This window comes from Halomonas qinghailakensis (assembly GCF_025820815.1).
Taxonomy (GTDB): Bacteria; Pseudomonadota; Gammaproteobacteria; order Pseudomonadales; family Halomonadaceae; genus Vreelandella; species Vreelandella qaidamensis.
In genome coordinates, this window is sequence record NZ_CP096973.1 from 475,387 (window position 1) to 501,221 (window position 25,835).

Below are 25,835 nucleotides of genomic sequence, written 5' to 3' on the forward strand. Positions count from 1 at the left end.
AGCTATTTTTAAGTGCTGCATTGACGTACTGTTTGCACACAACGATTTGCATATAACTGTTCGCACGTAATAGAGAGATTAGACGCAATGAGCGAAGACCGATCGAGCAACTCAAATCAAAAATCCTGGCTCGAGAAACTCTTTGGCGCCCTTTCCGGAGACAGTGACGAACCTAGCTCGCGCGATGAGCTGATGACATTTTTACGCCACACCGCAGGGAAACTGAAGCTCGATCAAGACGCCATTATGATTATCGAAGGTGCGCTTGAAATCAGTGACCAACAGGTGCGTGAAATATTGATCCCACGTTCACAAGTCTCAGCCATTACCCTTGATCAAACCAGCGATGGCTACCTGCCATTAATTCAGGAAACAGGGCACTCCCGCTACCCGGTCATTGGCGAAAACCTTGACGATGTAAAAGGCATCCTACTTGTTAAAGACCTGCTCCCCCTGCTCTCGCAAACGCAAGAAAGCCGCGATGCCTTTAAGCTAGAAGACGTACTGCGTCCAGCAATGTTTATTCCAGAGTCCAAACGCTTAAACAGCTTGCTGAAGGAGTTCCGTGATACCCATAACCACATGGCAATTGTGGTAGATGAGTACGGCGGCACAGCCGGTATTATTACCATTGAAGATATTCTGGAACAGATTGTTGGGGATATCGAAGATGAACATGATACCGATGAAGAGGACGATATTCGCACGCTGGAAAACGGCCACTTTGCGATTCGTGCTCTTACCCCGATTGAGGACTTCAACGAGCGCTTCGGTACCGAATTTTCTGATGATGAATTCGATACTGTGGGCGGCCTTGTGATGCAACAGTTTGGTCACTTACCCGGACGTGGTGAACATACGAGTTTAGGTGGCTGGCGCTTCATCATCCTTAATGCTGATAATCGGCGTATTCGATTGTTGGAAGCTTATCGCGACGATGAGAGCAATAAGGCCACCGATGGCGATGATAACGACGACAGCTAGCCAACTGACTACTTCAACCTGCTGATAGGATATCACCATGGGGTTGACGCCCACCTTTGCACTTCAACTGCTGGCTGCACTCGTAGCCGGCGGTTTTACCACGCTTACCGCTTCACCATTTGAATTATGGTGGCTAGGCCCAGTCGCCATCGGGCTTCTTTATGCTGGTTTGCATTCATTAACTCCTTCGCAAGCGGCGCTAAAAGGCTGGCTATACGGCATAGCGCTATTCGCCAGCGGCACATCTTGGGTATATGTATCCATCCATGATTATGGCTACACTGGTGTTCCTCTCGCTGTCTTCCTCACCGCTCTGTTTGTCACGGTATTGGCGCTCTTTTTCGCTGGCACTTTTTGGCTTTATCGACGTTTTTGTAGCCCGCGCTTGGCCTTTCTCACCTTCGTGGGTGCTTGGGTGCTGGGCGAAGTGCTGCGCACTTACCTGTTTACCGGCTTTCCTTGGCTGCTGGTCGGTTCCAGCTATGTTGACTCGCCACTCGCCAACTGGGCACCAGTAGGCGGCGTTTACCTGCTTTCTCTACTGGTCGTGCTCACTGGCACCTTAGGCGCTGAACTGCTACGACGCCAATGGTGGGCAGCACTACCATTAGCCGTCATTTGGCTGCTCCCTTTGGCACTGCCAACACTTTGGACAACGCCAGCGAGCGAGCCTACCCGCGTTGCGCTACTTCAAGGTAATTTGCCCCAGCTATTAAAGTGGACCCCTGAAGGCCAGCGCGTAGCAGCAAATACATACAGCGATTTAACCCGCCGCGTCGCTGATGAGGCAGATCTTATTTTATGGCCCGAAACCGCTCTGCCAATGATAGATAACCAAGCTCGCCCGGTGTTGGAACGCGTACAAGCCAGCTTACCGCCCAGCACCGCGCTATTAACCGGCATTGTCCAACTTGATGAAGACGACCGTTATTTCAATAGCGTAATTGGTGTTGGCAACGTCGAGGGCAGCTACCAAAAAGAGCACCTAGTGCCGTTTGGTGAATACCTGCCGCTTGAAAGCGTGTTGCGTGGCGCTATCGACTTCTTCGATCTACCGATGTCGAGTTTTTCTAAAGGCGCCTCCGAACAAACGCCAATGCAGGCAGCTGGCGTCACGATTGGCAACGCTATTTGTTATGAGATTATCTACCCACAGTTGGTGGCACGCCGCGCAGCAGACAGCGACGTGATTGTGACGGTATCTAATGACACTTGGTTTGGCGCGTCCATTGGCCCTCATCAACACTTGCAAATGGCCCGTCTGCGCGCGCTAGAGAATGGTCGCTATGTTGTGCGCGCTACCAGTAACGGCATTACCGCGATTATTAATCCTCGTGGCGAGCTAGTAGATAGCGCAGCGCAATTTGAAACCACCTACCTCATTGGCGAATTTTACGCCATGGAAGGGCTAACACCGTTTAACCGCACTGGCAGCTGGCCTGCGTGGCTATTCGCTGGCCTACTCCTGTTACCGGGCTTGATACGCAGGCGTTAAAGACAAGGAGGCAGCTTTTAGCAAGCGATGTCGACATAGCCGCCCTTACTCATCAGTAAAATTATCGCGAGCTAAAGTTTCCTCCTCCATCACCTCAGCGACTAAATACGTATGCATAAGTTTACGAGCATTCAAGTCACATCAAACCAGCGATTACCTATAACCTGTCTTTACCTATAACCTGCCCTTACCTCTAATTTTTAATTACCTACAACCAGTGCCCGCTTGATTTTTTGGGCACTTACCACCAGAAATAAAGCATCGCTTCAACATAAAGCAGAAGTTTTAAGTATTATCTATGGTGTTTTTATAGCTGATCCTTATAAACACGACCACCTTTCATAATCATACGCAAGTTGCTCTCTGGATCATTCAGAAAGTCAAGGTCACTGCTTGGATCACCATCTACGACTAGGAGGTCAGCTAGGGCTCCTGGCTCAATGCGCCCAAGAACACCAGGATAGGGATTACGCGGTCCTGAAAGTGACAATAAATCACCGTTATGTCCCGTTGCCATTGCCAGCACTGTTAGCGGATCATAAAAGCGCGTTAACTTTGCCAAATGCCGAAGTTGGTTCGGGGTGTTTTTAGGGCTAAAGAGTATGTCAGTGCCCCAGGCAGTTTTCACATTAAACCGCTGTGCCATTTCGTAGGCGCGAACAGTACCTTCAGCCACTTGGCGCTGAGATTCTCGACGTGCCGCATCAGGATAAACGTTGGCATCTTCATCTTGCAGGAAAGGCTGTAGGCTCCACCACGCGCCCTCCCCAGCCATCATTCTTACCGATTCTTCATCAGCCAATTGGCCATGCTCAATAGACTTAACACCAGCCCGCAAAGCGCGCTGTATACCTCGCGGCGTATAGACATGCACCATCACATAAGTGCCCCAATCATCAGCAGCCTCGACCGCGGCGCGTAATTCTCGCTCCGTAAATTGGGTGCTATCTAAAGGGTCATAAAGCGACGCTACGCCTCCACCCGCCATCAGTTTGATCTGTGAAGCACCTAGCATTAGCTGCTCACGTGTGCGTCTGAGCACTTCAGCTTCACCATCCGCAATCACTGCAACCCCCTGACGCTCTGCTTCACTTAGCGGTGTTGTGCTGCCCCGTGGAATGTCGTGACGCATTCTGAAGTCGCCATGTCCCGACGTCTGGGAAATCATTGCGCCTGCGGGAAACACTCTAGGGCCGTTAACAATGCCTTCATCAATAGCACGCTTTAACGCAAACGATGGCCCACCCACGTCCCTAACTGAGGTAACACCACGCATTAAGGTTCGCTCTGCTTCCCGTGCTGCCACCAAATGCACGTAGCCAATATCAGCGGTCATGGCTTCCATTTGGGAGATAGCCGCTAAGGTGGTGTGCCAATGGGCATCAATCAAACCAGGCATCAGCACACGACCGCCACAATCAATGACATCAACACCTTCTATCTCGCCACTGCCATCAAGAATAGCGTCGATACGGCCACTTTCTACTCTGATTGATACACCATCACGCAGTGGGCCACCGCTCCCATCGAATAGCCTTAAATTCGTTAATAGTAACGGCCCATCATGCGCTTTCGGCTGCTGCCCAACAGCAAAGGGCACATGCAGTCCTGCAAATAGCGCCATCACCGCCGCCGTTCCTCCAATCATTTGTCGACGGGTTATTTCTGCCATAACGCGTTCATGGAAGCGTTGTAAAATCGGAGACCCACAGCAACAAGCACCATGACTATGATGCGTATGAGGCTCTGTCAGCATCGGCGAAAATAAAGAACGAGCGTTAGGTGGCATGGCTAGAGCCTCGGTTAACAGTAATTAACAGTAAAAGGACAAGCAACTTTATTACTCTAAGTCGACTCACCATCAGTTAGCAGTGATTAATATATACCAAACTGATTAACGAGCAATTACATAACAGTCTCTTTATTGAAAAACCGCAATAAAATTTAGCTCGCTAATATAAAAACGATTATTCCAAAGCCGGCACAACGAACCACCCACCCAATAAATTATCTACAAACCATTTTTGGCTTATTGCACTTAACACCTAAACTATGGTTTAACCCTTATAATAAATAAAAAGAGGTGGTGAGTTGTGAAAAGCTCAAGCATGTTTTTATGGGCATCATTACTTATGGTAGCCATAGCGTTACCTAGCCAGCACGTTCACGCGCAGCCACTAGCTCTGGAAGATGCTTGGCAACAACTCCGCAGCCAAGACGATGACGTTGCAGCAGGCCAAGCTGCCCAGCAGCGAGCGGTTGCGCTTCTTTCTACCCGCAATAATTTACTACTCCCTCAAATAGATCTAATTGGCTCTTATACCCACCTAGATAACCCAATTGAAGTGGATGCACTTGCTCTCAACCCGCTTAGTAGCGTCGCTGACTCCCTGCCAGGCCAGCGATTAGTCGATCTTATTGGCGGCCCTAATGCCTTTCGTACACCGGTCACTAACCGCAACGTTGCCCGAAGCTCGTTAGCGATGTTTTGGCCGCTCTATACAGGTGGAAAAATCAGCTCTGCACGGGAACTATTAACATTAGAAGAGAGGGCAGCATCGCTACTGCTTGAAGACGTTTACCGAGCCCGTTTTATGGATTTAGTAACCGCTTATTACGGGCTAGTAATGGCTGAGCGAGCGCTTACTACTCAACAACAAGCTGAAAACACCCTTGCCCACCATTACCACTCTGCCCAAGCGCTTGAAGACCAATATCAAATTGCGCGGGTGGAGCGCTTAGCCGCTGAAGCAGCCTATGACCGTTCACGTATCACTACGCGCGCCATCCGCGAGCAGCGTGATAGCGCCCAACAAGCATTAGCCTCTTTGGTTCACTATACGCCTTCCAATGCGCCAGGGTCTGGCGGTCATTCATCAGGCCCTACGCCTACATCTCCCCTGTTTACGCTCGCATCGCTGCCACCGATTGGGCATTTTCAACCAGGGCTAGCCGACCACCCTGTCCTTAGATTATTAGCAAATAAACAGGCTCAGGCGGAAAGCGTCGTTGATGCAAGCCGTGGGCTTTACCATCCGAATGTCTTCATGTTTGGCAGTTACAACCTCTATGAAGATGACTCGTTAGCTAGCGATCTCACACCCGACTGGTTGGTTGGCGTTGGTGTCAGTATGCCACTGGTAGATCGCAGCGGACGGAGTGGCAAGGTACAGGCAGCGGTGAGCACAGTATCGGAATTACGGTATCGCCAGCTGGCCGCTTCCCGCAAGCTAGAGCTGTTGCTTGACCAGCAGTATCGCGATGCCAATCAAGCGCTTGAAGAGTATAGCGACCTCGCAAGTACAGTGGCGCTGGCAGAAGAGAGCCTACGCCTGCAAACGCTGGCTTTCTCAGAAGGAATTGGGCGAGCGCTTGATGTGATTGATGCCCAAACCTTTCTATCCACGACCCATACGCGCCGTGATGCTGCCGCTTTCCGGTTCGTCATGTCGTTTGCCCAATTACTCAGTATTACAGGTCAGCAAGAATCACTATTTGCTTATCTTAGCGAAGGGGACCCCATCCCGTGACCACGCGCAGATTTCTCATCCTGGCCATATTGGCAGGGGTCGCCATCGCAGTATCTGTTGTTTTCTGGCGCACCTATAGCACGCCTCCTCTTCGCCTACAGGGCCAGATAGAAGCCCGACAATATATGGTGTCTTCAAAAGTCCCAGGACGGCTTGCCGAAATTGAGTTTCGCCGCGGTGATAGTGTCAATGCCGGAGATGTCGTATTTCGAATCGATAGTCCTGAACTTGAAGCTAAACTGACGCAAGTCGATGCACTCGATACGATTAGCCGCTCACTGGCGCAGGCGGTTGAAGGCGGCACCCGTGAGGAGAAAATAGCCGCAGCACGCAGCGAATTTCAGAAAGCTCAGGCGGCTGAGACCATGGCAAGAACCACCTATGAACGTACCCGCGTATTAGCCGAACAAGGCGTTGTGGCCCGTCAACGGCTTGATGAGGCTTTTACACTGCTACGGGTAGCGGAGCAGACGCGGGTAACCGCCGCAGAGGTGCTTAGATTAGCAGAGGCAGGCCCTCGTGAAGAAGCACGTACCGCCAGCCGCGCTGGCGAAGATATAACGACTAGTCTACGTGATGAAATCACTGAACTACTTGAGGACTCGCTAGCAATTGCACCTCATAAGGGCATTGTCAGTAATGTATTACTAAACCCAGGTGAGCTCGTCCCCCAAGGTTTCCCAGTGGTGATGATCACCGACCTAGACGAAGCATGGGCTCTGTTTAATGTTCGTGAAGACCTGCTACGGCACTTTTCGCCAGGTACAGAGATCGACCTCGATATTCCCTCTCTTGGTCATCAGGCACGCTTTAAAGTCAGCCACATCGCAGCGCTTGGCGACTTTGCCACTTGGCGTGCCACGGTGCCCGGTCGTGGCTTTGATATGCGCACGTTTGAAGTGGAAATGCACCCCATTGAGCCAGTACCTGGCCTAAGGGCAGGCATGAGCGTATTGCTTGATTTACCTTCTGAGGAAGCGCCGACAGGTAGCCAGCATGGAACCGACTAGACTGAATGGCTGGCAGGCGCTACGCAGCCAGCCGTGGCTGCTCGCTCTGGTAGGATGGCTGCCCCCTCTGCTGGCTCTGCTATTTATTGCCGTGTTTGAAACAGGCACTCCACGATCACTTCCCGTAGGCGTTGTCGATTTAGACCATACCTCTGAGTCTCGTTCACTGCAGCGTTATTTAGATGCCAGCCCAGCATTAGATATGCTTCACCCTTACCCTTCGGCAAGCGAAGGGGCCGAAGCGCTACAACGTGGTGAAGTCTTAGCACTATTGATCATCCCACGTAACTTTGGCCGCGACTTGCGTCTTTCTCTCAGCCCTGAGGCCGTGGCTTTTTACAATAGCCAATACCTGCTAGCCGGAAAATTCATTTCCTCCGCACTAACCCAATCAAGCATGAGTTTTGCCGCCGAAGCGGGCGTTGTATTACGGCTTGGTCAAGGCTATACATTACCACAAGCAGTAGCAGCGGCGGCCCCTGTGCGGCCACAAATCACCTCCCTTTATAACGCGGGAATGAGCTATGCGCGTTTCTTGGTGACAACAATCACACCCGCCCTATGGCAAATTGTAATCGTCGTTGCAACGCTGCTGACGCTTTGCTGGCGGCTCGAAAAAGCGCCGCTACCCACCACTTTCTCCGCCAGAAGTGTTTCACTCTGGCAACTACTAACACCCATTTCGCTGCTGCTATGGCTGCAAGGCGTCATCCTGCTTGGCATGTTTTACTATTTTCTTGGCTGGTCACCAGAGGGCAGCGTGGCTTGGCTAATGGTTGGTATGGCGCTAATGGTACTTGCCGTTCAAAGTATGGCGACGTTGATTCTAGCTACCGTTGCTAACAAAATCCGCGCGCTAAGCTTATGTGCTGCTTATCTAGCACCAGCCTTTGCCTTTATGGGAATTACTTTCCCAAGAGGCGATATGAATATACTGGCGCGAACCTGGGGCAACTTAATGCCCTCAACCCACTATATTGAACTCCAGGTAGCGGTGGCTGACCATGGGGCACCGCTGGCTACTCTGCTACCGCCCTTATTAATATTGCTGCTGTTCCTGCTGCCTTTACCCTTCGCCATTCATGCCTTGCCAAAACAATTAAACATCAACCCTGCTGAACAGGTGTCCTCATGAATGCCTGGCAACGGTGTTGGCAAGCGTGGCAGGTAGAGATTGCGAATATATTTGCTGATCGGGCCGTGCTGCTCGTAATTGTCGGCGGCTTACTATTTTATGCCGTTCTTTACCCTCTTCCCTATCATAAGAGCGTGCCGGGAGAACAAGCAGTGGCGGTGGTGAATCATGATCACACTCATCTGGCCCGGCAACTTATCCGCATGGCAGATGCAGCCCCTCAAATTCGAGTCGCCGCCCAGCCGTCCAGCATGGCAGAAGCAGAAGCCTTACTGGCCAGCGATGCTGTTCATGGGCTATTAATTATTCCTTCCGGTTTCGAGCGTGATATTTATTTAGGACGCCCAACCAGCCTCTCTTTTGCTGGGGACGCCAGCTATTTTCTAATTTACGGCAATGTGGTTGAGGGCTTGCTGACAGCCGCGACGACACTCAGTGTGCAAACCCAACTCGTTGGTAGCTTAATGAAGGGAGAAAGTCCTGCACAGATCCCTGGACAAATTATGCCGATGCGGCTCATCACTAAGCCCGCGTTTAACCCCACGTCGGGCTACATTAATTACATTGTGCCCGCTGTCTTTGTATTAATTCTGCACCAAACGCTACTCATTGCCGCAGGTAGCGTAACCATCAAAGATCGCGCGCGCAGGCGTCTGGGGCAAACCGCGCCATCGCTCGCATTAGCGCTGCCGCTTCGCCTCTTCACCTTTCTGCTTATCTACCTATTATTTGCCATGCTCTACTTTGGCTTTTTCTTCCAGCTTTATGGTGTTCCCCATGCGGCTGCGCCTAGTGAATTACTCGCCTTCAGCGTGCTATTTTTCATAAGCGCCACGTTATTCGCCATTTGGCTTGGTTATCTGCTTCCGCGACCAGAACTGCCCACTGTGCTGGTTCTTCTTTCGTCACTACCGATTGTCTTTACCGCTGGTTTTGCCTGGCCTGCCGAAAGTCTACCCAAATGGCTAGATATCCTAACCCTACTGATTCCAGTTAAACCTGGCATACAAGGTTTTTTAGCGATGAATCAAATGGGTGCCCCGCTTCTCAGCATTGGGCGCGAAATTAGCGTACTGATTGGATTATGTATTCTGTATGGCGGATGGCTTTGCTGGCTCGCTTGGCACCAACGCAAGCAGTCACATTGCTGAAAGGGTGGTTTGAAAGGTAGCTTGAAAGGTAATAACGCAAATGGCGGTGATGCCTTATTAGATCACTCCAAATAGGACATCACCGCTATTTTCTACTGCTCTAACTGTTAACGACAAACGCAACGTTTGTTCGTTAGCCTATCATGCCATGGTGGCAAATCATTCTGCGGCGGGAATTTCGCCCAACACCTCAGGAATCGTCATTTTCACATAGCGCCCGGGCGCGCTTTCAATCACGCTTAGTTCACCTTCTCCAGGCTGACGCGCGGGCACCATTTTTTCCGGGTCAGGATCAGCATAGCCGTTCTCCGTTACCCATGCCTGCCAGTGTGGCCACCAGGAGCCTTCGTTAAAGGTGGAGCCTTCTTGCCATGCTTCATGGGTGTCGGGCAGCGCATCGTTGGTCCAGTAGCCGTATTTATTCTTGTGGGGAGGGTTCACAATGCCCGCGATATGGCCAGAACCACCCAATACAAACGTCACCGGCCCTTTGGGTAACAGCGCGCCATAATACGTACTGTTCCACTTAGCGATATGATCTTCTTTCGTCGAAACGAAGTAGCACGGCGTCGAGATTTTACGAAGGTCAATCTTCACCTCGTCCAGCTCGATACCACCTGGTTCTACTAAACGGTTTTCCAAGTACATATGGCGCAGATACCAGGCATGGGTACCAGCAGGCAGGTTAGTCCCATCCGTATTCCAGTACAGCAGGTCAAACGCGGCGGGCGTTTCGCCTTTCAGATAATTATTGATGTAGAACGACCAGAAAAGATCATTCTCACGCAATAAATTAAAGGTGTAGGCCATCGAGCGGCCGTCTAAATATCCTTTCATTTCCAGCGTATTTTCAATTCCCTCAACCACCCGTTCGTTAAGGAATACGCCAATATCACCAGGATCACGAAAGTCCTGCAGCGTCGCCATATAGGTCACTGACTTCACTTTTCGACCACGCCGAGTGCTTGTCAGATAGGCCACCGTAGAAGCAGTTAGTGTGCCGCCCACACAGTAACTCAACAGATTGACTGACTTCTCACCACAGGCTTGCTCAATGGCCTCCATCGCGCTGACGGGGCCCATTTGCATGTAATCAGCCCAGGTAATATCGCGCTGTTCTGGGCCAGGGTTACGCCAAGAAATCAGAAATACCGTGTGCCCTTGGTCCACCATCCACTTAACCAGCGAATTATCTTCTCGCAGGTCGAGAATGTAGTACTTATTGATCCATGGGGGCACGATCAACAGTGGCGTTTTAAAGGTTTTTTCCGTGGTGGGGGTGTATTGAATTAACTGAATCAGCTCATTTTCATACACCACGGCACCTGGGGTGACAGCAATGTTATCGCCAACACCAAAGGCACTTCGATCGGTCATGCGTACGTTAATACCCTCGGCGGAATTCGCCAGGTCTTCTCGCAGGCGCGTCAGGCCATCTACTAGGTTTTGTCCACGCGTCTCAATTGTACGACGCATGACTTCGGGGTTAGTCGATACAAAATTAGTAGGCGACATGGCGCTTACTAATTGCCGAGCATAAAACGCTAGATTGCGTTTCTGTGTCGGGTCTAAGCCATCCAGATTTTCAATAAGCTCCTCTACCATCTGCGAAAACAGTAAATATTGCTGCATAATCGCTAAGTAGTAAGGCTCTTGTGTCCATGCTTCATCTTTAAAGCGGCGGTCGCCTTTTGCAGGCGTTATCAATGGCGTCACTTGCTCACCAGACATCGCCCGCACACCCTGCTGCCAAAGTAGCCACTGATCTTGCAGTAGGCGGGACTGAGTTTGCCACAGCAGGTTAGGGTTACTCATGAGCGACTGTGCGGCGGCTTCAAAGCTTTCACGCATATCACTGTAAACGGAGTCAGCAGCTTCGCTGGGTGCTATCCGTGACAGTAAATCCTCAAGCAGGCCTTTGTACTGTTCACCAACATCGCTTAGCTGCACTTTCCATGCTTCAAGCTCTTCTTGAGAAACACCTTGAGACGGCATTTTCCACCCTGACAGCATACTCACTCTCCCCTCACCTGCTTGGCATTGTCTGCCCAGGCACATCATCCAAAAGAACGCGGCGCCTTCAAGGCGCCGCGAACATCGTTACGTTTAGCTTTTACGTGAAGATTGGCTAGTCGATTTCGCAGGCTGTTCACTTTTCGCAGCAGAGGTGGCTTGCTCGCTCATTTTCTGCCCAGCTTCGCTGAACAGCTTTTCCATTTCGGATTTGAACTGCATGCTCATCTCGCCCATGACGCGGGCATCTTCCTGCATCTGCTGAGAAAGCTCATTCATCATTTCGGCTTGTTTCGTACCAAAATCACGCAGGCTTTCAGCATCGTTAATTTCCGTCGCACTGCGAATGCGCTCGGTGCCCATCTGGCTGTAGCGTTTCATTGCTTCCAGCTGATACTGGGTCATTTTTTCCATATTGTTGAGCATCAGCGAGTTCATCTTGCGCATTGGCTCGAACATTTGGCGCGTTTGGGTACTAAAGGCGTCCATCATTTTATCTTGCATAGTGTCTGCTCCTATCTCTCATTCCTTGGCATGAGCCTGGAGTGGCTCATCACACGGCAAATTGCTGCACTGCAAAAAGAGTAAACGCTGCATTGCTGCTTTGCAACATTCTTAGCAGCACGCTCAACAACGCTACACATTTCACATGACAGTTCTACCCTTTAGCGCGAGAGCGCGAAGAAGCTGTTGCTTTCGCTTTGGAACTTCTCGCACTTGATGCGCTTTTACCTGACGCTGCATTGGCAGCCTCTTGGGAGTCATCCTGATTCGCGTCGCCAGCCTGGTCGGCACTGCCACCTGAGGTTCCTGCTTTACGCAACATATCCAACATCATCTGCTGATACGTACCGAAATTAGCTAGCCCCTGAGAAAGTCCTTGTTGCATCATCGGCTGCTGCAGGAAAGGACGCATTAGACTCATAGGGTCATAGCCATCCACCCCAGATTCCATTTGCCGCTGAATATTTTCCAGCAGGCTTTGCTGAAACGCCTCAACATCCGGCAGCCCTAATGATTGGCGAAACTCATCCGGTGTCAGGTCAAATTCAACGTTAATTTTCATAGGCGACTCCTTAACCATCTTCCTAGAGTGTAGCAGCGTTACGCTAAGCGCACCGTGCTGTTATTGTTGTTCTAAACGCGGTGTATCAACGCTAACATCGCCATTCTGTCCACGATGACGTAGCCAATGGTCTAGCAGCGTGATTGCCATCATCGCTTCAGCGATAGGCGTCGCGCGAATACCGACACAGGGGTCATGGCGACCCTTTGTTATTACCTCAACTGGTTGGCCATGTACATCAATTGAACGCCCGGGCGTAGTAATACTTGACGTTGGTTTCAACGCTAGGCGGGCAACGATCGGCTGCCCACTGGAAATTCCGCCTAACACGCCACCAGCATGGTTTGACAAGAAGCCCTCTGGGGTCATCTCGTCACGGTGTTCACTACCCCGCTGGGCAATGCAGCCAAACCCTGCACCTATCTCTATCCCTTTTACCGCATTGATGCTCATTAAGCCATGCGCCAGATCAGCATCTAAGCGGTCAAAAACCGGCTCACCCAGCCCAACCGGCACACCGTCGGCAATCACGGTAACTTCCGCGCCCACCGAGTCTTGGTCACGACGCAGCTGATCCATATAGGCTTCAAGCTCAGCCACTTTGTCCGGATCGGGGCAGAAAAAGGCATTTTCGCTCACTGCATCCCAGGTTTTGAAGTCGATTTTAATTGGCCCCAACTGGCTCATATAACCACGAACTTGTATCCCTTTTGCGGCCAGCACCTTCTTAGCGATCGCGCCAGCGGCAACGCGCATCGCGGTTTCCCGTGCGCTAGAACGACCGCCGCCCCGATAATCGCGATGACCATACTTGTGATGGTAGGTGTAGTCTGCGTGGGCAGGCCGGAATTGATCTTTGATTTTAGAGTAGTCTTTGGAGCGCTGGTCGGTGTTCTCAATTAGCAGACCAATGGACGAACCAGTGGTTTTACCTTCAAACACACCAGAAAGAATCCGCACCTGATCCGGCTCTTTACGCTGGGTGGTATGCCGAGAACTGCCTGGGCGGCGGCGATCTAAATCGTGCTGAAGGTCCTCTTCACTGATCGGTATGCCAGGCGGGCAGCCGTCAACAATCGCGCCTAAAGCAGGGCCGTGGCTCTCACCAAATGTAGTAACGGTAAATAGCTTACCAAAGGTATTGCCAGACATGGGCGTTAGTTCCTCACGCAAAAGACGCCGCATGGGCGTCGAGTTCAGCGGCGCTCAAGGCAAAAACACCCTGGCCGCCACGCTCGAATTCAAGCCAGATAAAAGGCACTTCAGGAAAAGCAGCCTCTACATGGCGGTCGGAATTGCCAACTTCAACAATCAGCCATCCCTCGTCGGTTAAGTGCTGGCGCGCCTCACGCAGAATGCGCCGCACAATATCTAACCCATCGTTACCAGCCCCCAGCGCCAAGGCAGGCTCGTGGCGAAACTCGGCGGGCATGGTGGCCAGATCACGTGCATCGACATAAGGCGGGTTTGATACGATCAGATCAAAGCGCTGGCCTTTCAAACCATCAAACACGTCGGACTCGACGGCCCGCACGCGATCACCAACGTCGTGACGCGTGATATTTTGACGCGCAACCGCTAAGGCATCCTGGCTAATATCCGCCAGGGCGACCTCACTGGTCGGCAGCACCAACGCGGTGGCAATGCCGATACAGCCAGAACCGGTACATAAGTCCAATACTCGGGCAGGCGGTTCTTCTGGGAACCATGCTGCAAAACCATCTTCAATCAGCTCGGCAATAGGCGAGCGCGGAATTAATACGCGTTCGTCAACGCTGAACGGGAACCCGGCAAAAAAAGCTTCACCCAGTAAATAAGGCAGCGGGCGGCGAGTAGTTACCCGCTCTCGCGCTAAACGAATAATGCGCTCGCGCTCTATTGGCAACAGGCGTGCGTCTAGCACAGCAGGATCGACGTTCCACGGAAGGTGCAGTGCGCCTAAACACAGCGCAACGGCTTCGTCCCAAGGCGATTCGGTGCCATGCCCATAATGCAACCCCGCCAGATAAAACTCACTGGACACCCAGCGTAAATAATCGCGTAATGTAAAAAGCTCGCTCACCACTGCCGACTCCGGCAGCGAAAGCATTGAGTGGGAGGTCTCATCATTAAGGTGCGTGGTCACAGCGGCTCCTGGCGTATAAAGATTGATGAAAAGATTGTACCTTTGACGCCGTCTGGTTCACAGCACGCGGTTCACAAGCGTGCATTTCACAACAACATTCAGCTCGCTATCCTGTGTGTTTCTCAATTATGCTTGTTTATTGACACTTTTCTTAACATTTAACTTCTCGATTTGAGCTAATCATGACGCGACACCTGCCCAACGACGACGATATCAGTGCCTTTCGCCAAGCGCTGCAGGCAGCAGGCGTACGCCGTATTGCCAGCAACCAAGCCAACCCAGGCAAGCCCAAACGTAACGATGATGCCCAACAGGCACGCCGGCGAGCTGCGGTAGAAAGCAACACGCTACAAACCAGCGGTCGCACATCTGACGGCCGAGTAGAGGCAGTACGCCCTTCAGAGTATCTGGAATTTAGCGTTCCGGACCTGCCCTGGCGCACCTTTAGCCAGCTAAAGCGCGGCCAAACCGCTTGGCAGGCTGGGCTGGATTTACACGGCTATACCCTAGAAGAAGCTCGGATTGAGCTTGAAAGTTTTTTACGCGACGCTGCTGCACAAGGCATGCGCTGCGTTCTGGTAGTTCACGGTAAGGCCTGGGGTACCACATCGGACTTTCCGGTACTTAAAAGCCATACCAACGCATGGTTAAGAGAGTGGCCCGGCGTCTTGGCGTTCTGCTCCGCCATCGATATCGATGGCGGCACAGGGGCGGTGTATATTCTGCTGCGCAAGCGCGGGCAGTAAGCAGCTATTTCACTACGCTTACTCGGTGGCATCAGAGGCAATACCAGGCATCCGTCGCTCCAGTGCTTCATCGGCAAGATGCCGACCCAGCCGAATTAATTCGTTGGCTCGGTGAAACTCATAAGTGCTGCAAACAGTTTTGGGAATTTCAATCAATACATCTGGCGGATAGCCTGCGATTTTATACTTCGCGAGCGCCGCCTGGGTGATATCAAACGACTCTAAAATCATATCGAGCTTGCCCCATTCACGCTTACCACGCAGGTCAACGGTTTCATCAACGTCACTCTCTTCACCATTGCTACCCCCCAGCCCGTCCCACAGCCGCCGTGTGGTGGCACGAACGTCATCCATCCAACCGCCAATATTAGCATCGCGATCGCGTTCTAACGCGGTGCGGCTATCGCTCTTATCTTCGTGGGGTAACAGCTCCTCTAACGTGATGGGTTGCGGACTGTGCGCCGTCACGTTAACCGCTACAACAAAGTCCGCTTCATGGGCGGCTAATATCGGCATCATCGGCAGTGGGTTCAGTAAGCCGCCATCAACGAGCACCTGGTCCCCCACATGCACTGGGGTAATAACGCCAGGCACGGCAATAGAGGCTCGAATTGCCTGAAGCAAGGAGCCGTTTTGAAACCACACTTCACGCTGACGAACCAGATCCGTCGCGACGGTCGTTACCGGAATAGGCAGCTCTTCAATCAATCTTTCGCCAACCAGCTCTTCTAACTTGTTCATGACCTTATTAGCCCGCATGGCCCCCATCGGACTCCAGGTCACATCGACCAGCTTTAGCACGTCTAAATAATCCAGCGTACACACCCACTCGCGGTACTCAGGCAGTTTTCCAGCCGCATAGATACCGCCAATAAGCGCGCCCATGGAACAACCCGCAATCGAGATAATCTCGAAGCCACGTGCTTCTAATGCTTCGATAACACCGATATGGGCGTAGCCCCTAGCTCCTCCACTCCCCAATACCAACGCAACCTTATTGCCATTATTTAAAGGAAGGTTTCCCAAAGGTGTATCAGCAGTTTGCGTCACTTTTTTCATTGTCATCTTCCTAATGCTGAACAACAGATAACCGTTACACTTGTTGCCGGATTATCTCAGCCACGTGCTCAACCGCCTGGGGTTCAAGGTGCAGATGATGGCCACCCGCTAGTACATGGCGCGTTAACTGGGGCACCGCTTGGCGTGCTTTTTCCGCCCAGTCCCGCTCGCCTAAAATACCCCGCTCCCCTTCTATCAATAGCACCGAGGCTTGAATCTCCGCCAGTAGTGCCAACACCTGCTGGGGTGTAAAGCGCACCAAAGAAGGCTTTAACAAACGGCTATCAGTGCGCATTTGCACATGCCCATCGGCGGTAGCTTGCGTGTTACGTTCGACAAGTGGCGTAGCGGTGATGCTGTCCAGCGGCGTGACGCCTCCGGCTACCCGCGCAGCGACTGCGCTCTCAATATCCGGATAACGAGGGGGCCGGGAAAGCGGCCGCCGATAGGCTATCAACCCTTTACGCAGTTGGCTGGCTGTCTCTTCAGCCGGTGTGTTTAACGCACCTAAACCATCTAGCAAAATAAGCTTATTCACCCGCTCGGGGAACGCTGCGGATATGAGGCAAGCCACGGCTGCCCCCATCGAGTGAGCAAGTAGCGTTGTCTTTTCGAGCGCTAATGCTTCCAAGGTATCCAGCACATCGTGAGTGTAGTCCCATAGTGCATAGTCGCTTCCTACAGGTGCATGGGCCGAATGCCCGTGACCACGAAAGTCGATCGCAACAATACGAATATCCAATGCTTTTACTAACAGCGGCGCTAACCGTGTAAAGCTTGCAGCGTTGTCTAACCAACCGTGCAGTGCCACCCAAGTAGGCGCAGTGCTACGCCCCCAGCTAAGTGCTGCCAGCCGCCCATTCGCCAGGGAAAGCGGCTGCGCAGCGGTACCGACATGAGTCGATTCATTCATAAACAGGATCTCTTTAAAGCCGGATAACCAAGCAATGTCATATTCGTCAGATGACGCTCTAAGGCGTAAACGTTACCATGCTAAGCGCAGCGCATCTGCCGCTTTTATGGGGAGTTCGCTGCTTGCTACTACTTCGTAATGTGTTGAATAACGATGACCAACAGGAAAATGGCTATGAAACCACGTCGTGATACCCGTGCTCGCAATCTTGTGTTCTTAATTACCGTGATAAGTGCACTGGTGGTTGGCATGTGGCTCGCTCGCTAAGCCAATAGCACCCGCAAACCAATATTCCCCTGGTACCCTGCGCTGAGCGTCGCTTGCAATTTTTTCCCCATGAATAAATACTGCCTATATACTGTATATAAAAACACTATTTATTCATGAGGATGCCGTCGATGCCGTCTCAACCCACTTATTGTGCAACAACCATGGTTGCGACAGCCCTGCCGTTAACCTCTCAACCGCTGCCCTTTCCAATGCTCTACGGCCGCGCTGGGTTTAGCGGCTTCCCTTCACCTGCCCAGGATTACGAGCCACGCACACTAGATCTCAATGAGCGGTTGATTAAACACCCCAACCACACGTTCTACCTCACCGCCACAGGCGACAGCATGGAAGGCTGGGGGATATTCGAAGGTGATTTGCTGGTGGTAGATCGCAGCATACCGCCCCGTTTAGGGCATATCCTGGTCGCCATGTTTGAAGAGGAAGTACTGATAAAGCGTTATGCGCTCTATCAAGGCACGCCACATCTTTGTTCGGCACATCCTCACTACCCACCACTCCCCCTAGCAGAGACGGACTGCCAGCTATGGGGCGTGGTACGCGCTGTGGTGCATGAGTATTTGCCATGATTGGCCTTGTTGATGCCAACAACTTCTACGTGTCATGCGAGCGGGTGTTTAATCCTGCGCTTGAAGGCAAGCCCGTTGGCGTGATGTCGAATAACGATGGCTGTGTGATTGCCCGTTCGGCCGAAATGAAAGCGCTGAACATCCCCATGGGCACACCCTCTTTCCAACTAGAAGGTTTGCGCCGGCGGGGCGTAATTCACCTGCTGTCCTCTAACTACGAGCTGTATGGCGACATGTCCGCACGACTCGCCCAGCTACTGCGGGATGCCTGCCCCGACGTCGCGCCTTACTCTATTGATGAAATGTTTATTTACCTGGATGGTTTCAGCGACGCTCAATGCCAAACGCTCGGGGAAGTCTTACGCCGCCGCATTCGCCGCTATTTAGGGCTGCCTGTCTGTGTAGGGCTAGCACCTACCCATACGCTAGCCAAGCTCGCTAATCACGTTGCCAAAAAGCAGCCTCACTACCAGGGCATCTGCCTGCTCACCGCCAATAGCCCAACCACGGCTGCGCTGCTTAAACAGCTGCCGGTGAATGACGTATGGGGCATCGGTAGACGCCTAGCAGAACGGCTTGCGGTGGGTGGTATTCGCACGGCGTGGCAACTGCGGGAGTGCGATCCAAAGCAACTTCGCAAACGATTTTCAGTGGTGCTTGCGCGTACAGCACTAGAGCTACGTGGTATCTCCTGCTTGGAAATGAACGCAGTCGAGCAGCCGCGTCAGCGTATTATGACGTCGCGCTCTTTTGGTCAAGCAACCGGCGTAAAAGCGGAATTACACGCAGCACTGCGCCGCCATGCCCAGCGTAGTGCCGAAAAACTGCGCCAGCAGAAAAGCCTTACCCGCGCCGTGCTGCTGTTTCTGAACACCAACCGCCATCGTAAAGACCAGCCTCAACTTTCGCCTAGCGCGATGATTCCCCTAACGTCACCAAGCGACGATACCCGCGTCATTTTAGAAGCCGTACGCGAAGGGCTTGAACAGATGTACCGGCCAGGTTTTCAGTTTATGAAAGCCGGCGTCATGTTATTGGACTTAGTGGATGCGCAGCAGTATCAACTTTCACTGTTACAGCCCTCACCCAAGGCGCACCCGCACTTGATGAACACCGTTGACGCCATTAATCAGCGTATGGGGCAAGGCACCATTCGTTTTGGAATGACAGAGGCGGAAGCACCGTGGCAGTTGCGCTGTGCGCACCGCTCCAACCGTTACACCACCTGCTGGGACGAACTCATGGAGGCAGGCACTCACCCTGGCGCCATTGCGGCCGCCAGGGTGAAGCGTGAACAACAGCAGCTAGCGCGAGCGCAGCGCTTGGCGCAGCCGCGGGCTTAATGCCTCTCCGATCAGCGCAAATATCACTAAGATCGCCAGCAGTATCGGCCAGTGAACAGCAAACGACACTGGGTAAAGGCCCAGCGCATCGACAAAAATGACCAAGATACCCAGCGGACTCACGTAACGCACCATGGCTAGCCACAGTGCATAAGGCAACGGCGCAAGGCCCAGCTCGTCGCGGAAGGTTTCACTTTTCAGCACAAACCCCGCCAGCAGCACCATGCCCAAACCTCCCAGCGGCATCATCCAGCGCGAGGTCAAATAATCCAGCCAGTCAAAGAAGTGTTTACCCGCGAGCGTCCAATCAGCGCCCAGGTTAAACGACAGCATCGCCAGCGTGCTGATCAGCCATAGCACGATGCCCGTCGCCCAAGAGGCCGACTTACGGGTCATGCCTTTGTTATCGCATAACCACGACACCGTAGCTTCCACCATCGAAATAGACGAGGTCAGCGCTGCCATTGAGAGCATTAAGAAAAACAGAATGCCAAATAGCGTGCCCATTGGCATCGCCTGGAAAGCCAGCGGCAAGCTCATAAAAATAAGCCCAGGCCCTTCACCAGGATTCATACCGTTAGCAAAAATGACCGGGAAGATTGCCAACCCCGCCATGAGTGCAACCACGGTGTCAGCAATGGCCACGCTTACCGTGGTACGCCCAATCGAAGCACCTTTGGGCAAGTAGCTACCGTAGGTAAGAATCGCACCGGATGCCAACGACAGTGTGAAAAAGGCATGGCCCAACGCCGCGAGCATCCCTTCACTCGAGAGACTTCCTGCGTTAAACGAGAACAAGAAGCTCACGGCCTCGCCAAACCCACCAGAAAACACCCCGAAGATAATCAGTAGAACGAGCATGAGCACTAGCCCGGGCATCATCCAGCTGACACTTTTCTCGATACCTTCCTGAACGCCTTTGCCCACAATTACCATGGTCAATACTGCCACCAGGGTACTCCAACCACCCAGGATGAACGGGTTGGCGTTATTCGCGCTAAATACGGCGGCCATATCGTCAACGCTGCTGCCAGCCAGTCCGCCGGTGAGCATTTTCCATAAATAGGAGAACGACCAACCTGCGACCACGACATAAAACGACAGAATCATAAAGCCGCAAAGCATCGCCATCCAACCAATCAGCGACCAAACAGAAGAGCGACCAGACTCATTGACGACACGCCGTATCGCATCGATAGGGCTGCCGCGCCCACGGCGACCAAAGGCAATCTCGGTCATCATCACCGGTACGCCGACGGCTAGAATGCACGCCAGATACACCAGCACAAAAGCTCCGCCGCCATACTCCCCGGTGATATAGGGAAATTTCCAAATATTGCCCAGCCCCACCGCCGAACCGGTGGCTGCCAGCATAAAGCCCCAGCGGCCCAGCCACTGAATGCGAGGTTGCCCAGAAGACGCCATGACCTTCCACCTTGTCAGAAAAAAGCGCCTATCCTAGAGGATTTTGTCGACAAAGCCCAAAACTCTTGCAGCCATCAACCAACTATTACGCCACCGATAGCGCTTTGGCCTGGGCATCTAGCCGCTGGGCGGTTTGGTCTACCTGACGTAGCCAAACTAAAAGCAGCGCCCCTAACGTGACAAAGCCGCCCGCCAGCCATAAGCCCAAGTAGTAATTGCCAAAAGACTCCGCCAACATGCCGGTCAGCGCAGGGGCAACAATTTGGGCGGCACCATAAGCCAGTGTCATCTGCCCCATTAATCGGGCAGGGCTTGATGGGTATAGCCTACCCGCCATGGTGAGCACCAAACTGACACAGCCCAAGAAGGTACCTCCATAAAGCACTGCACTTAACAGCACACCTATTAAGCTTGATGTCATCGCAGGCAATACAATGCCCACCACCTGAACCAGCATGGCCACAATGAGTGCGCCTAAATAACCAATACGTCGCGCCACTAGGTCCCATAGCATCACCGCAGGAGCCGCGGCCAACCCTACCAGGGCAAATGTCCAGTTTCCTGCGCCAGCCAGTAGCGGTTCACGCTCGACAATCGTCACAATAAACGTCGCACTAATCACATAGCCATAACCAGCACAGAAATAGGCCGGTAACATAAGCCGCATAAAGGTACGACTGGGTGGCTTGGCCGGTGCATCATGATGAGCCGCGCTACCAAGTACCGGCTTAACAGGCCGTGGCAGCCATCGCCAAGCAGGCACTAACAGCACTGCGGCTAAACCACTAAACCCCCACCACTGGGCCTGCCAGTTAAGCGACAGTGCGAGCATTAGCTCAACCGCCAGCGCCGCCACCACAATACCAATACCCACCCCAGCAAAATGAATGCCTAATTCACCCCGCTGTCGGTGCTGAATCAGCCAGTGCAAAATCAATCCCGAAGCCAGCAGCATAGAACCGCTACTCGATAGCCCCGCAAGAAAGCGAAGCCCCGCCCATAGCCAGAAGTGATCGGTCAGCGCCATACCGGCAGTGGTTAACACCGCAAGCACCAGACCAATTCGAAACAGCGTGTCTTTGAGATACACCGAGCGAATTGATGCTGCCAGCACCGCGCCTAACATGTAGCCCGCATAATTAAGCGCAGCCAGCCAACCACCGTCGGCGTCGTTAATCCAGCTCTGCTGCTGCATTACCGGCAGTAGTGGGGTATAGGCAAAGCGCGCAATACCAATACATAAAATTTGGCTAAAAATGCCCGCCAACAGCACTTTAAAGCGCTGCGATTTAAGGCTAGCGGTACTCATGAACACTCCCCCGTCAAGGTACTTTCGTTTTTATCGTCGTCGTTGTTATATTCATTTTTAATGAATCAATCATACGCCGAAACGTCCATGGCACCATCGCCCAAACGTGGCATGCCCAAGCAGCGCATCTGCTTCAAGAATCTGGCAGACTAGTAAGCGGTAAACACCACCCAACGGAGAGTGCTTAACATGAGTAACAGCGCCAAACCCTGGACGCAGCCAATGCCCGACGCGCAGTTCAATATTATGCGTGACATTCTTGCCGCTCCTAGCCCAGTAGGCCTGGAAGGCGCAATGACTTACGGCGTTCTAAAGCCTTACTTTGAAAGCTTCGCGCCAAGTGACTGGCATCTTCATCAATTTAAAGGCAATGCTGGCGTGGTGCTGGACACACATCCTGGCCGCGATGACATGTTCAAAGTCATGATCATCGGCCATGCAGATAAAATCCGCATGCAAGTTCGCTCGATTGGCGACGACGGCAAGATCTGGATCAACACCGACTCCTTCTTGCCTACTGTACTTATCGGCCATGAAGTGAAGCTGTTTAGCGAAGACCCCAACGCCCCCGGCAGCTACCGCTGTATCCAGGGCGGCACGGTAGAAGCCCTGGGCGCTATTCACTTTTCTGACCCCGCCCAGCGCGATGGCAGTAAAGGCATCAAAAAAGAGCAGATCTACTTAGACTTGCAGATTCATGGCGAAAATAAAAAGCAGCAGGTATTAAACCTTGGCGTTCGCCCCGGCGATTCGATTATTTTCGACCGCCCTATTCGCCCTGGCTTTAGCCCCAACACGTTCTACGGCGCTTACCTGGATAATGGCTTAGGCTGTTTTGTCACCGCAGAAGTGGCGAAGTTAATCGCAGAAATGGGCGGCACCAAAAAAGTACGCGTGCTCTTTGCCATTGCTAGCTACGAAGAGATTGGCCGTTTCGGCAGCCGCGTATTAGCAGGCGAACTCAAGCCAGACGCACTGATTGGCGTAGACGTTAACCACGACTACGTGGCCGCCCCAGGCATTGGCGACAAGCGTATGCAGCCGTTGGAAATGGGCAAAGGCTTCACCATGGCGGTCGGCTCTATTGCCAGCGAACAGCTCAATCGCATTATTGCCAGTGCCGCCAAAGAGCAGGATATTCCCCTACAGCGGGATATCGTCGGCGTTGATACCGGCACTGACGGCATGGCGGGCGTGCTGGCCTCTATTGATAGCGCAGCGACCTCGATTGGCTTTCCGATTCGCAACATGCATACCATTTCCGAAACCGGCAACACCCAGGATGTGCTCGCTGCGATCCATGCTTTGACCCACACGCTCAAAGCGCTGGATGCCCTACCTGATCTGGAGCGCGAATTCCTGGACAACCACCCACGGCTTGACCAAGCTAACCCGCTTAGCCACCAAGGCAGTGACAAGCCTGAAAGCGACAAGCCTGAAAGCAGCGAAGACAAAAAACACGCGAAGTCAAAAAAGACCAAGAAGAAGTAGGTTCAAGAAAAGTAATATAAAAAAAACCCCGGCCAATAATGGCCGGGGTAGCAGTATTTCCTCCGTAATCCTTCTCCACAAACCTCCTTGTTTGTGCATCCCTGGTATTAAAAGCCTTCCTTGCTTACTCCTGCTCCTTACACCTTTCCTTGTGTTATCGCTTACCATGAACTTTATATATGACAGAATCATTAACCTAGGATAAAAAAGCCATATTTTGTTAATTTTTTACTCGCCAGTACAGAGAAACTAATCGTTTAGTAAACACGATAATTAAAAAGGGAATACGCCACTGAAGCCTATTCCTGCGACGGCAACAATCACAACAACGATAACAACAATAGTAGTAGTCGATGGCATTTTCTCTTCCTTTGAGAATTGAGTGTCGTTAAAGCGTAGTCGTCATTGGCGTATTTCGCACATCCAACATTTATAATGGGCCCTCTTTACTGAGCGCTTTCCCTAAACTGGCAAAATAGTCACTGAATCGCGCATTAATGCGTTCGCGCTGTTCGCCTTGCGGATACAGACCGCGTGCTGCCTCCGGTGAGGCTTTGGTGCCTTTGACTAGAAAATGGTTTTTTATGCTGGCGTCTTGCACGAAGGCTTCAAACGCCCGAGCGCATAGCTCTTCTGGCTTGCTGTAATAAAGCTGGCCATGCGCTTTATCCATGGCTGCTGAATCATTGAAAAGCGCGCTAGGCTGCTGACCGTCGGGATGTAGCAGAATAGCGTGGACACAGGCGAGTAGACGTTGATTAAGTGGGTGATTAAGCGGCGCTGCATTCGCTAGCCATGCCACCGAGGCAAAGGTACTAGCAGACACATTGTTAAAACACTTCTGGGCAATATAGTGATCAAACGCGTGAAACCATTCATGAGCAATACTACCGGGCCCGGCATTCTTGGCGAGCGAAAAGCTGCGCTGACTGGGATCGTAATGCGCAGAAACGCCAGGCCTGCCGCCGCTGCCGTACTGTAGTGCTAACGAGCCACGCAGCGAAATCAACGCTTCATTGCCGTGCAATATCAGCATTAAATCGCACAGCGCATCGTGAAAAAGCTCTGCGGCACGGTCGCGTTCGGAGCGGGTCACCCAGCGGCCTATTTCAATTGAACGAAAATCGAACTGGCGGCGAATCAGTGCAAAGCTGCTCGCACCCTCGCGGCGATGCATTGGCCCTTGGCGGTAAAACTCTCGTGCGTCAATGCTCACGGCGTGCTCGCTAACCTAAAAATGAAGTTCACCGCACTATTTTATCGAAGGCGAAGAACAAGCGCCAAAGGCTATTCGGCAAGTTTGTCTAAGGTGTCTACCCTGATACATAAGCAGTAAAAGTTCAGTTGTACTTTATTGCACACCGGTTACACAACAGGGAGGAAATATGGCGACGGCACATGTTTATCGTATGAAAACGGAGGCACACCAGTGTCCCTTTGGGTTGAAAACCGTTTCATTGCTGCAGCGTAAGGGCTACGAAGTACACGATCACCCGTTAACGTCCCGCGAAGAAACCGATGCCTTTAAAGCGAAAGAACAGGTTGATACAACGCCGCAAACCTATATTGACGATGAGCGTATCGGTGGCTATGAAGAGGTACGCGAACATTTAGGCTTAAGCGTGCCTAGCGCTAAAGAAACGTCTTATCGGCCGGTTATTGCCATTTTTATCACCGCGTTATTAATAGGCTTAGCAGTTAGTTGGCTAGCTCATGGCACATTATTCGCCACACGCTTGCCTGAATATGCAGTGGCAACCGCCATGGTGTTGCTTGGGTTGCAGAAGCTTCAAGACGTAGAGAGCTTCAGCACCATGTTTCTCAACTACGACCTACTGGCTAAACGCTATGTACCGTATGGGTATGTTTACCCCTATGCGGAAACCCTGGCAGGGATCTTGATGCTGGCAGGTGCGTTGATTTGGCTAGCAGCACCGCTGGCGCTGTTCATTGGTACGGTAGGGGCCGTATCGGTGATTAAAGCGGTTTATATCGATAAGCGCGAACTTAAATGCGCCTGTGCAGGTGGTAATAGCAATGTGCCACTGGGCTTTATCTCGCTGACAGAAAACCTTGTAATGGTCGCCATGGGGCTATGGATGCCGCTGAAGAGTTTGCTATAACGCGAAAGGATATCAATGCAGACAGATAGAAATACAAGCGCGCCTTGTAACCCGAAAAGC

The 25,835-nt window shown here is 52.2% G+C and carries 22 protein-coding genes; 11 read left to right on the forward strand and 11 right to left on the reverse strand.

The window, feature by feature from the left end; genetic code table 11:
* Positions 1–87 precede the first annotated feature (87 nt).
* A complete protein-coding gene (locus M0220_RS02220) occupies positions 88–984 on the forward strand; it encodes an HlyC/CorC family transporter (RefSeq protein WP_030070226.1) in 897 nt (298 codons plus the stop codon).
* Between the two features lie 37 nt (positions 985–1,021).
* The gene (lnt, locus tag M0220_RS02225) at positions 1,022–2,479 is read left to right on the forward strand and encodes an apolipoprotein N-acyltransferase (RefSeq protein WP_030070225.1); all 1,458 of its coding nucleotides are present in this window, start codon (positions 1,022–1,024) and stop codon (positions 2,477–2,479) included.
* 307 nt (positions 2,480–2,786) lie between these two features.
* Here the strand turns inward: lnt and M0220_RS02230 are convergent, their stop codons facing one another.
* A complete protein-coding gene (locus M0220_RS02230; RefSeq protein WP_156963041.1) occupies positions 2,787–4,151 on the reverse strand; it encodes a metal-dependent hydrolase family protein in 1,365 nt (454 codons plus the stop codon).
* 421 nt (positions 4,152–4,572) lie between these two features.
* Here M0220_RS02230 and M0220_RS02235 point away from each other — a divergent pair, with 421 nt between their 5' ends.
* From M0220_RS02235 to M0220_RS02250, 4 genes are read left to right on the forward strand one after another with little or no spacing between them, the layout of a single operon-like run.
* Positions 4,573–6,009: a TolC family protein gene (locus M0220_RS02235; RefSeq protein WP_264018559.1), complete on the forward strand. Its 1,437-nt coding sequence runs from the start codon at positions 4,573–4,575 to the stop codon at positions 6,007–6,009.
* Positions 6,006–7,019 (forward strand): HlyD family secretion protein, encoded by a 1,014-nt coding sequence (locus M0220_RS02240; RefSeq protein ID WP_030070222.1) that lies wholly within the window; start codon positions 6,006–6,008, stop codon positions 7,017–7,019. Before M0220_RS02235 ends, M0220_RS02240 begins: the two co-directional genes overlap by 4 nt.
* Positions 7,006–8,154, forward strand: a complete 1,149-nt coding sequence (locus tag M0220_RS02245; RefSeq protein ID WP_264018560.1) for an ABC transporter permease — start codon at positions 7,006–7,008, stop codon at positions 8,152–8,154. The genes M0220_RS02240 and M0220_RS02245 overlap by 14 nt, the downstream gene beginning before the upstream one ends.
* The gene (locus M0220_RS02250) at positions 8,151–9,305 is read left to right on the forward strand and encodes an ABC transporter permease (protein WP_030070220.1); all 1,155 of its coding nucleotides are present in this window, start codon (positions 8,151–8,153) and stop codon (positions 9,303–9,305) included. The genes M0220_RS02245 and M0220_RS02250 overlap by 4 nt, the downstream gene beginning before the upstream one ends.
* 159 nt (positions 9,306–9,464) lie before the next feature.
* Here the strand turns inward: M0220_RS02250 and phaC are convergent, their stop codons facing one another.
* The 5 genes from phaC to prmB all read right to left on the reverse strand — a co-directional run bounded on the left by phaC (position 9,465) and on the right by prmB (position 14,509).
* Positions 9,465–11,318 (reverse strand): class I poly(R)-hydroxyalkanoic acid synthase, encoded by a 1,854-nt coding sequence (gene phaC / locus M0220_RS02255; RefSeq protein ID WP_264018561.1) that lies wholly within the window; start codon positions 11,316–11,318, stop codon positions 9,465–9,467.
* Between the two features lie 93 nt (positions 11,319–11,411).
* Positions 11,412–11,822, reverse strand: coding sequence for a phasin family protein (locus M0220_RS02260; RefSeq protein WP_030070218.1), 411 nt, complete (start codon positions 11,820–11,822; stop codon positions 11,412–11,414).
* A gap of 154 nt (positions 11,823–11,976) precedes the next feature.
* Positions 11,977–12,384, reverse strand: a complete 408-nt coding sequence (locus M0220_RS02265; RefSeq protein WP_264018562.1) for a hypothetical protein — start codon at positions 12,382–12,384, stop codon at positions 11,977–11,979.
* Positions 12,385–12,444: 60 nt separating this feature from the next.
* A complete protein-coding gene (gene aroC / locus M0220_RS02270; protein ID WP_030070216.1) occupies positions 12,445–13,536 on the reverse strand; it encodes a chorismate synthase in 1,092 nt (363 codons plus the stop codon).
* Between the two features lie 13 nt (positions 13,537–13,549).
* Positions 13,550–14,509 carry a 50S ribosomal protein L3 N(5)-glutamine methyltransferase gene (gene prmB, locus M0220_RS02275; protein ID WP_264018563.1) on the reverse strand — a complete coding sequence of 320 codons (960 nt, stop codon included), beginning with the start codon at positions 14,507–14,509 and terminating at the stop codon, positions 13,550–13,552.
* 182 nt (positions 14,510–14,691) lie between these two features.
* Between prmB and M0220_RS02280 the strand changes: the two genes are divergently transcribed.
* Positions 14,692–15,255 (forward strand): Smr/MutS family protein, encoded by a 564-nt coding sequence (locus M0220_RS02280; RefSeq protein ID WP_030070214.1) that lies wholly within the window; start codon positions 14,692–14,694, stop codon positions 15,253–15,255.
* An 18-nt stretch (positions 15,256–15,273) separates the two neighbouring features.
* Here the strand turns inward: M0220_RS02280 and M0220_RS02285 are convergent, their stop codons facing one another.
* Together M0220_RS02285 and M0220_RS02290 are read right to left on the reverse strand one after the other, a co-directional pair.
* On the reverse strand, positions 15,274–16,314 hold the full coding sequence (locus tag M0220_RS02285; protein WP_051690108.1) for a patatin-like phospholipase family protein: 1,041 nt from the start codon (positions 16,312–16,314) through the stop codon (positions 15,274–15,276).
* 34 nt (positions 16,315–16,348) lie between these two features.
* Entirely contained in the window at positions 16,349–17,227 is an 879-nt protein-coding gene (locus M0220_RS02290) for an alpha/beta fold hydrolase (RefSeq protein ID WP_030070212.1), read from the reverse strand.
* A gap of 398 nt (positions 17,228–17,625) precedes the next feature.
* Between M0220_RS02290 and M0220_RS02295 the strand changes: the two genes are divergently transcribed.
* Entirely contained in the window at positions 17,626–18,084 is a 459-nt protein-coding gene (locus M0220_RS02295; RefSeq protein ID WP_030070211.1) for a LexA family protein, read from the forward strand.
* Entirely contained in the window at positions 18,081–19,427 is a 1,347-nt protein-coding gene (locus M0220_RS02300) for a Y-family DNA polymerase (protein ID WP_264018564.1), read from the forward strand. Before M0220_RS02295 ends, M0220_RS02300 begins: the two co-directional genes overlap by 4 nt.
* On the opposite strand, the gene M0220_RS02305 is transcribed toward M0220_RS02300, so the two are convergent.
* The gene (locus M0220_RS02305; RefSeq protein ID WP_264018565.1) at positions 19,389–20,852 is read right to left on the reverse strand and encodes a sodium-dependent transporter; all 1,464 of its coding nucleotides are present in this window, start codon (positions 20,850–20,852) and stop codon (positions 19,389–19,391) included. The genes M0220_RS02300 and M0220_RS02305 overlap by 39 nt on opposite strands.
* Positions 20,853–20,937: 85 nt before the next feature.
* Positions 20,938–22,161, reverse strand: a complete 1,224-nt coding sequence (locus tag M0220_RS02310; protein WP_030070208.1) for a YbfB/YjiJ family MFS transporter — start codon at positions 22,159–22,161, stop codon at positions 20,938–20,940.
* Positions 22,162–22,350: 189 nt separating this feature from the next.
* On the opposite strand from M0220_RS02310, the gene M0220_RS02315 reads away from it, so the two are divergent.
* Complete coding sequence (locus M0220_RS02315) at positions 22,351–23,652, forward strand: M20/M25/M40 family metallo-hydrolase (protein WP_030070207.1); 1,302 nt, start codon at positions 22,351–22,353, stop codon at positions 23,650–23,652.
* 430 nt (positions 23,653–24,082) lie between these two features.
* On the opposite strand, the gene M0220_RS02320 is transcribed toward M0220_RS02315, so the two are convergent.
* A complete protein-coding gene (locus M0220_RS02320) occupies positions 24,083–24,868 on the reverse strand; it encodes a CLCA_X family protein (protein WP_264018566.1) in 786 nt (261 codons plus the stop codon).
* A 169-nt stretch (positions 24,869–25,037) separates the two neighbouring features.
* On the opposite strand from M0220_RS02320, the gene M0220_RS02325 reads away from it, so the two are divergent.
* Positions 25,038–25,775: a glutaredoxin gene (locus tag M0220_RS02325; protein ID WP_264018567.1), complete on the forward strand. Its 738-nt coding sequence runs from the start codon at positions 25,038–25,040 to the stop codon at positions 25,773–25,775.
* Positions 25,776–25,835: the final 60 nt, after the last annotated feature.

Coding starts and splice junctions, on each gene's coding strand:
- M0220_RS02220 (WP_030070226.1), top strand. CDS start 88: ATGAGCGAAGACCGATCGAGCAACTCAAATCAAAAATCCTGGCTCGAG.
- lnt (WP_030070225.1), top strand. CDS start 1,022: ATGGGGTTGACGCCCACCTTTGCACTTCAACTGCTGGCTGCACTCGTA.
- M0220_RS02230 (WP_156963041.1), bottom strand. CDS start 4,151: ATGGCAGAAATAACCCGTCGACAAATGATTGGAGGAACGGCGGCGGTG.
- M0220_RS02245 (WP_264018560.1), top strand. CDS start 7,006: ATGGAACCGACTAGACTGAATGGCTGGCAGGCGCTACGCAGCCAGCCG.
- M0220_RS02250 (WP_030070220.1), top strand. CDS start 8,151: ATGAATGCCTGGCAACGGTGTTGGCAAGCGTGGCAGGTAGAGATTGCG.
- phaC (WP_264018561.1), bottom strand. CDS start 11,318: ATGCTGTCAGGGTGGAAAATGCCGTCTCAAGGTGTTTCTCAAGAAGAG.
- M0220_RS02260 (WP_030070218.1), bottom strand. CDS start 11,822: ATGCAAGATAAAATGATGGACGCCTTTAGTACCCAAACGCGCCAAATG.
- M0220_RS02265 (WP_264018562.1), bottom strand. CDS start 12,384: ATGAAAATTAACGTTGAATTTGACCTGACACCGGATGAGTTTCGCCAA.
- aroC (WP_030070216.1), bottom strand. CDS start 13,536: ATGTCTGGCAATACCTTTGGTAAGCTATTTACCGTTACTACATTTGGT.
- M0220_RS02280 (WP_030070214.1), top strand. CDS start 14,692: ATGACGCGACACCTGCCCAACGACGACGATATCAGTGCCTTTCGCCAA.
- M0220_RS02285 (WP_051690108.1), bottom strand. CDS start 16,314: ATGAAAAAAGTGACGCAAACTGCTGATACACCTTTGGGAAACCTTCCT.
- M0220_RS02290 (WP_030070212.1), bottom strand. CDS start 17,227: ATGAATGAATCGACTCATGTCGGTACCGCTGCGCAGCCGCTTTCCCTG.
- M0220_RS02295 (WP_030070211.1), top strand. CDS start 17,626: ATGCCGTCTCAACCCACTTATTGTGCAACAACCATGGTTGCGACAGCC.
- M0220_RS02300 (WP_264018564.1), top strand. CDS start 18,081: ATGATTGGCCTTGTTGATGCCAACAACTTCTACGTGTCATGCGAGCGG.
- M0220_RS02305 (WP_264018565.1), bottom strand. CDS start 20,852: ATGGCGTCTTCTGGGCAACCTCGCATTCAGTGGCTGGGCCGCTGGGGC.
- M0220_RS02310 (WP_030070208.1), bottom strand. CDS start 22,161: ATGAGTACCGCTAGCCTTAAATCGCAGCGCTTTAAAGTGCTGTTGGCG.
- M0220_RS02315 (WP_030070207.1), top strand. CDS start 22,351: ATGAGTAACAGCGCCAAACCCTGGACGCAGCCAATGCCCGACGCGCAG.
- M0220_RS02325 (WP_264018567.1), top strand. CDS start 25,038: ATGGCGACGGCACATGTTTATCGTATGAAAACGGAGGCACACCAGTGT.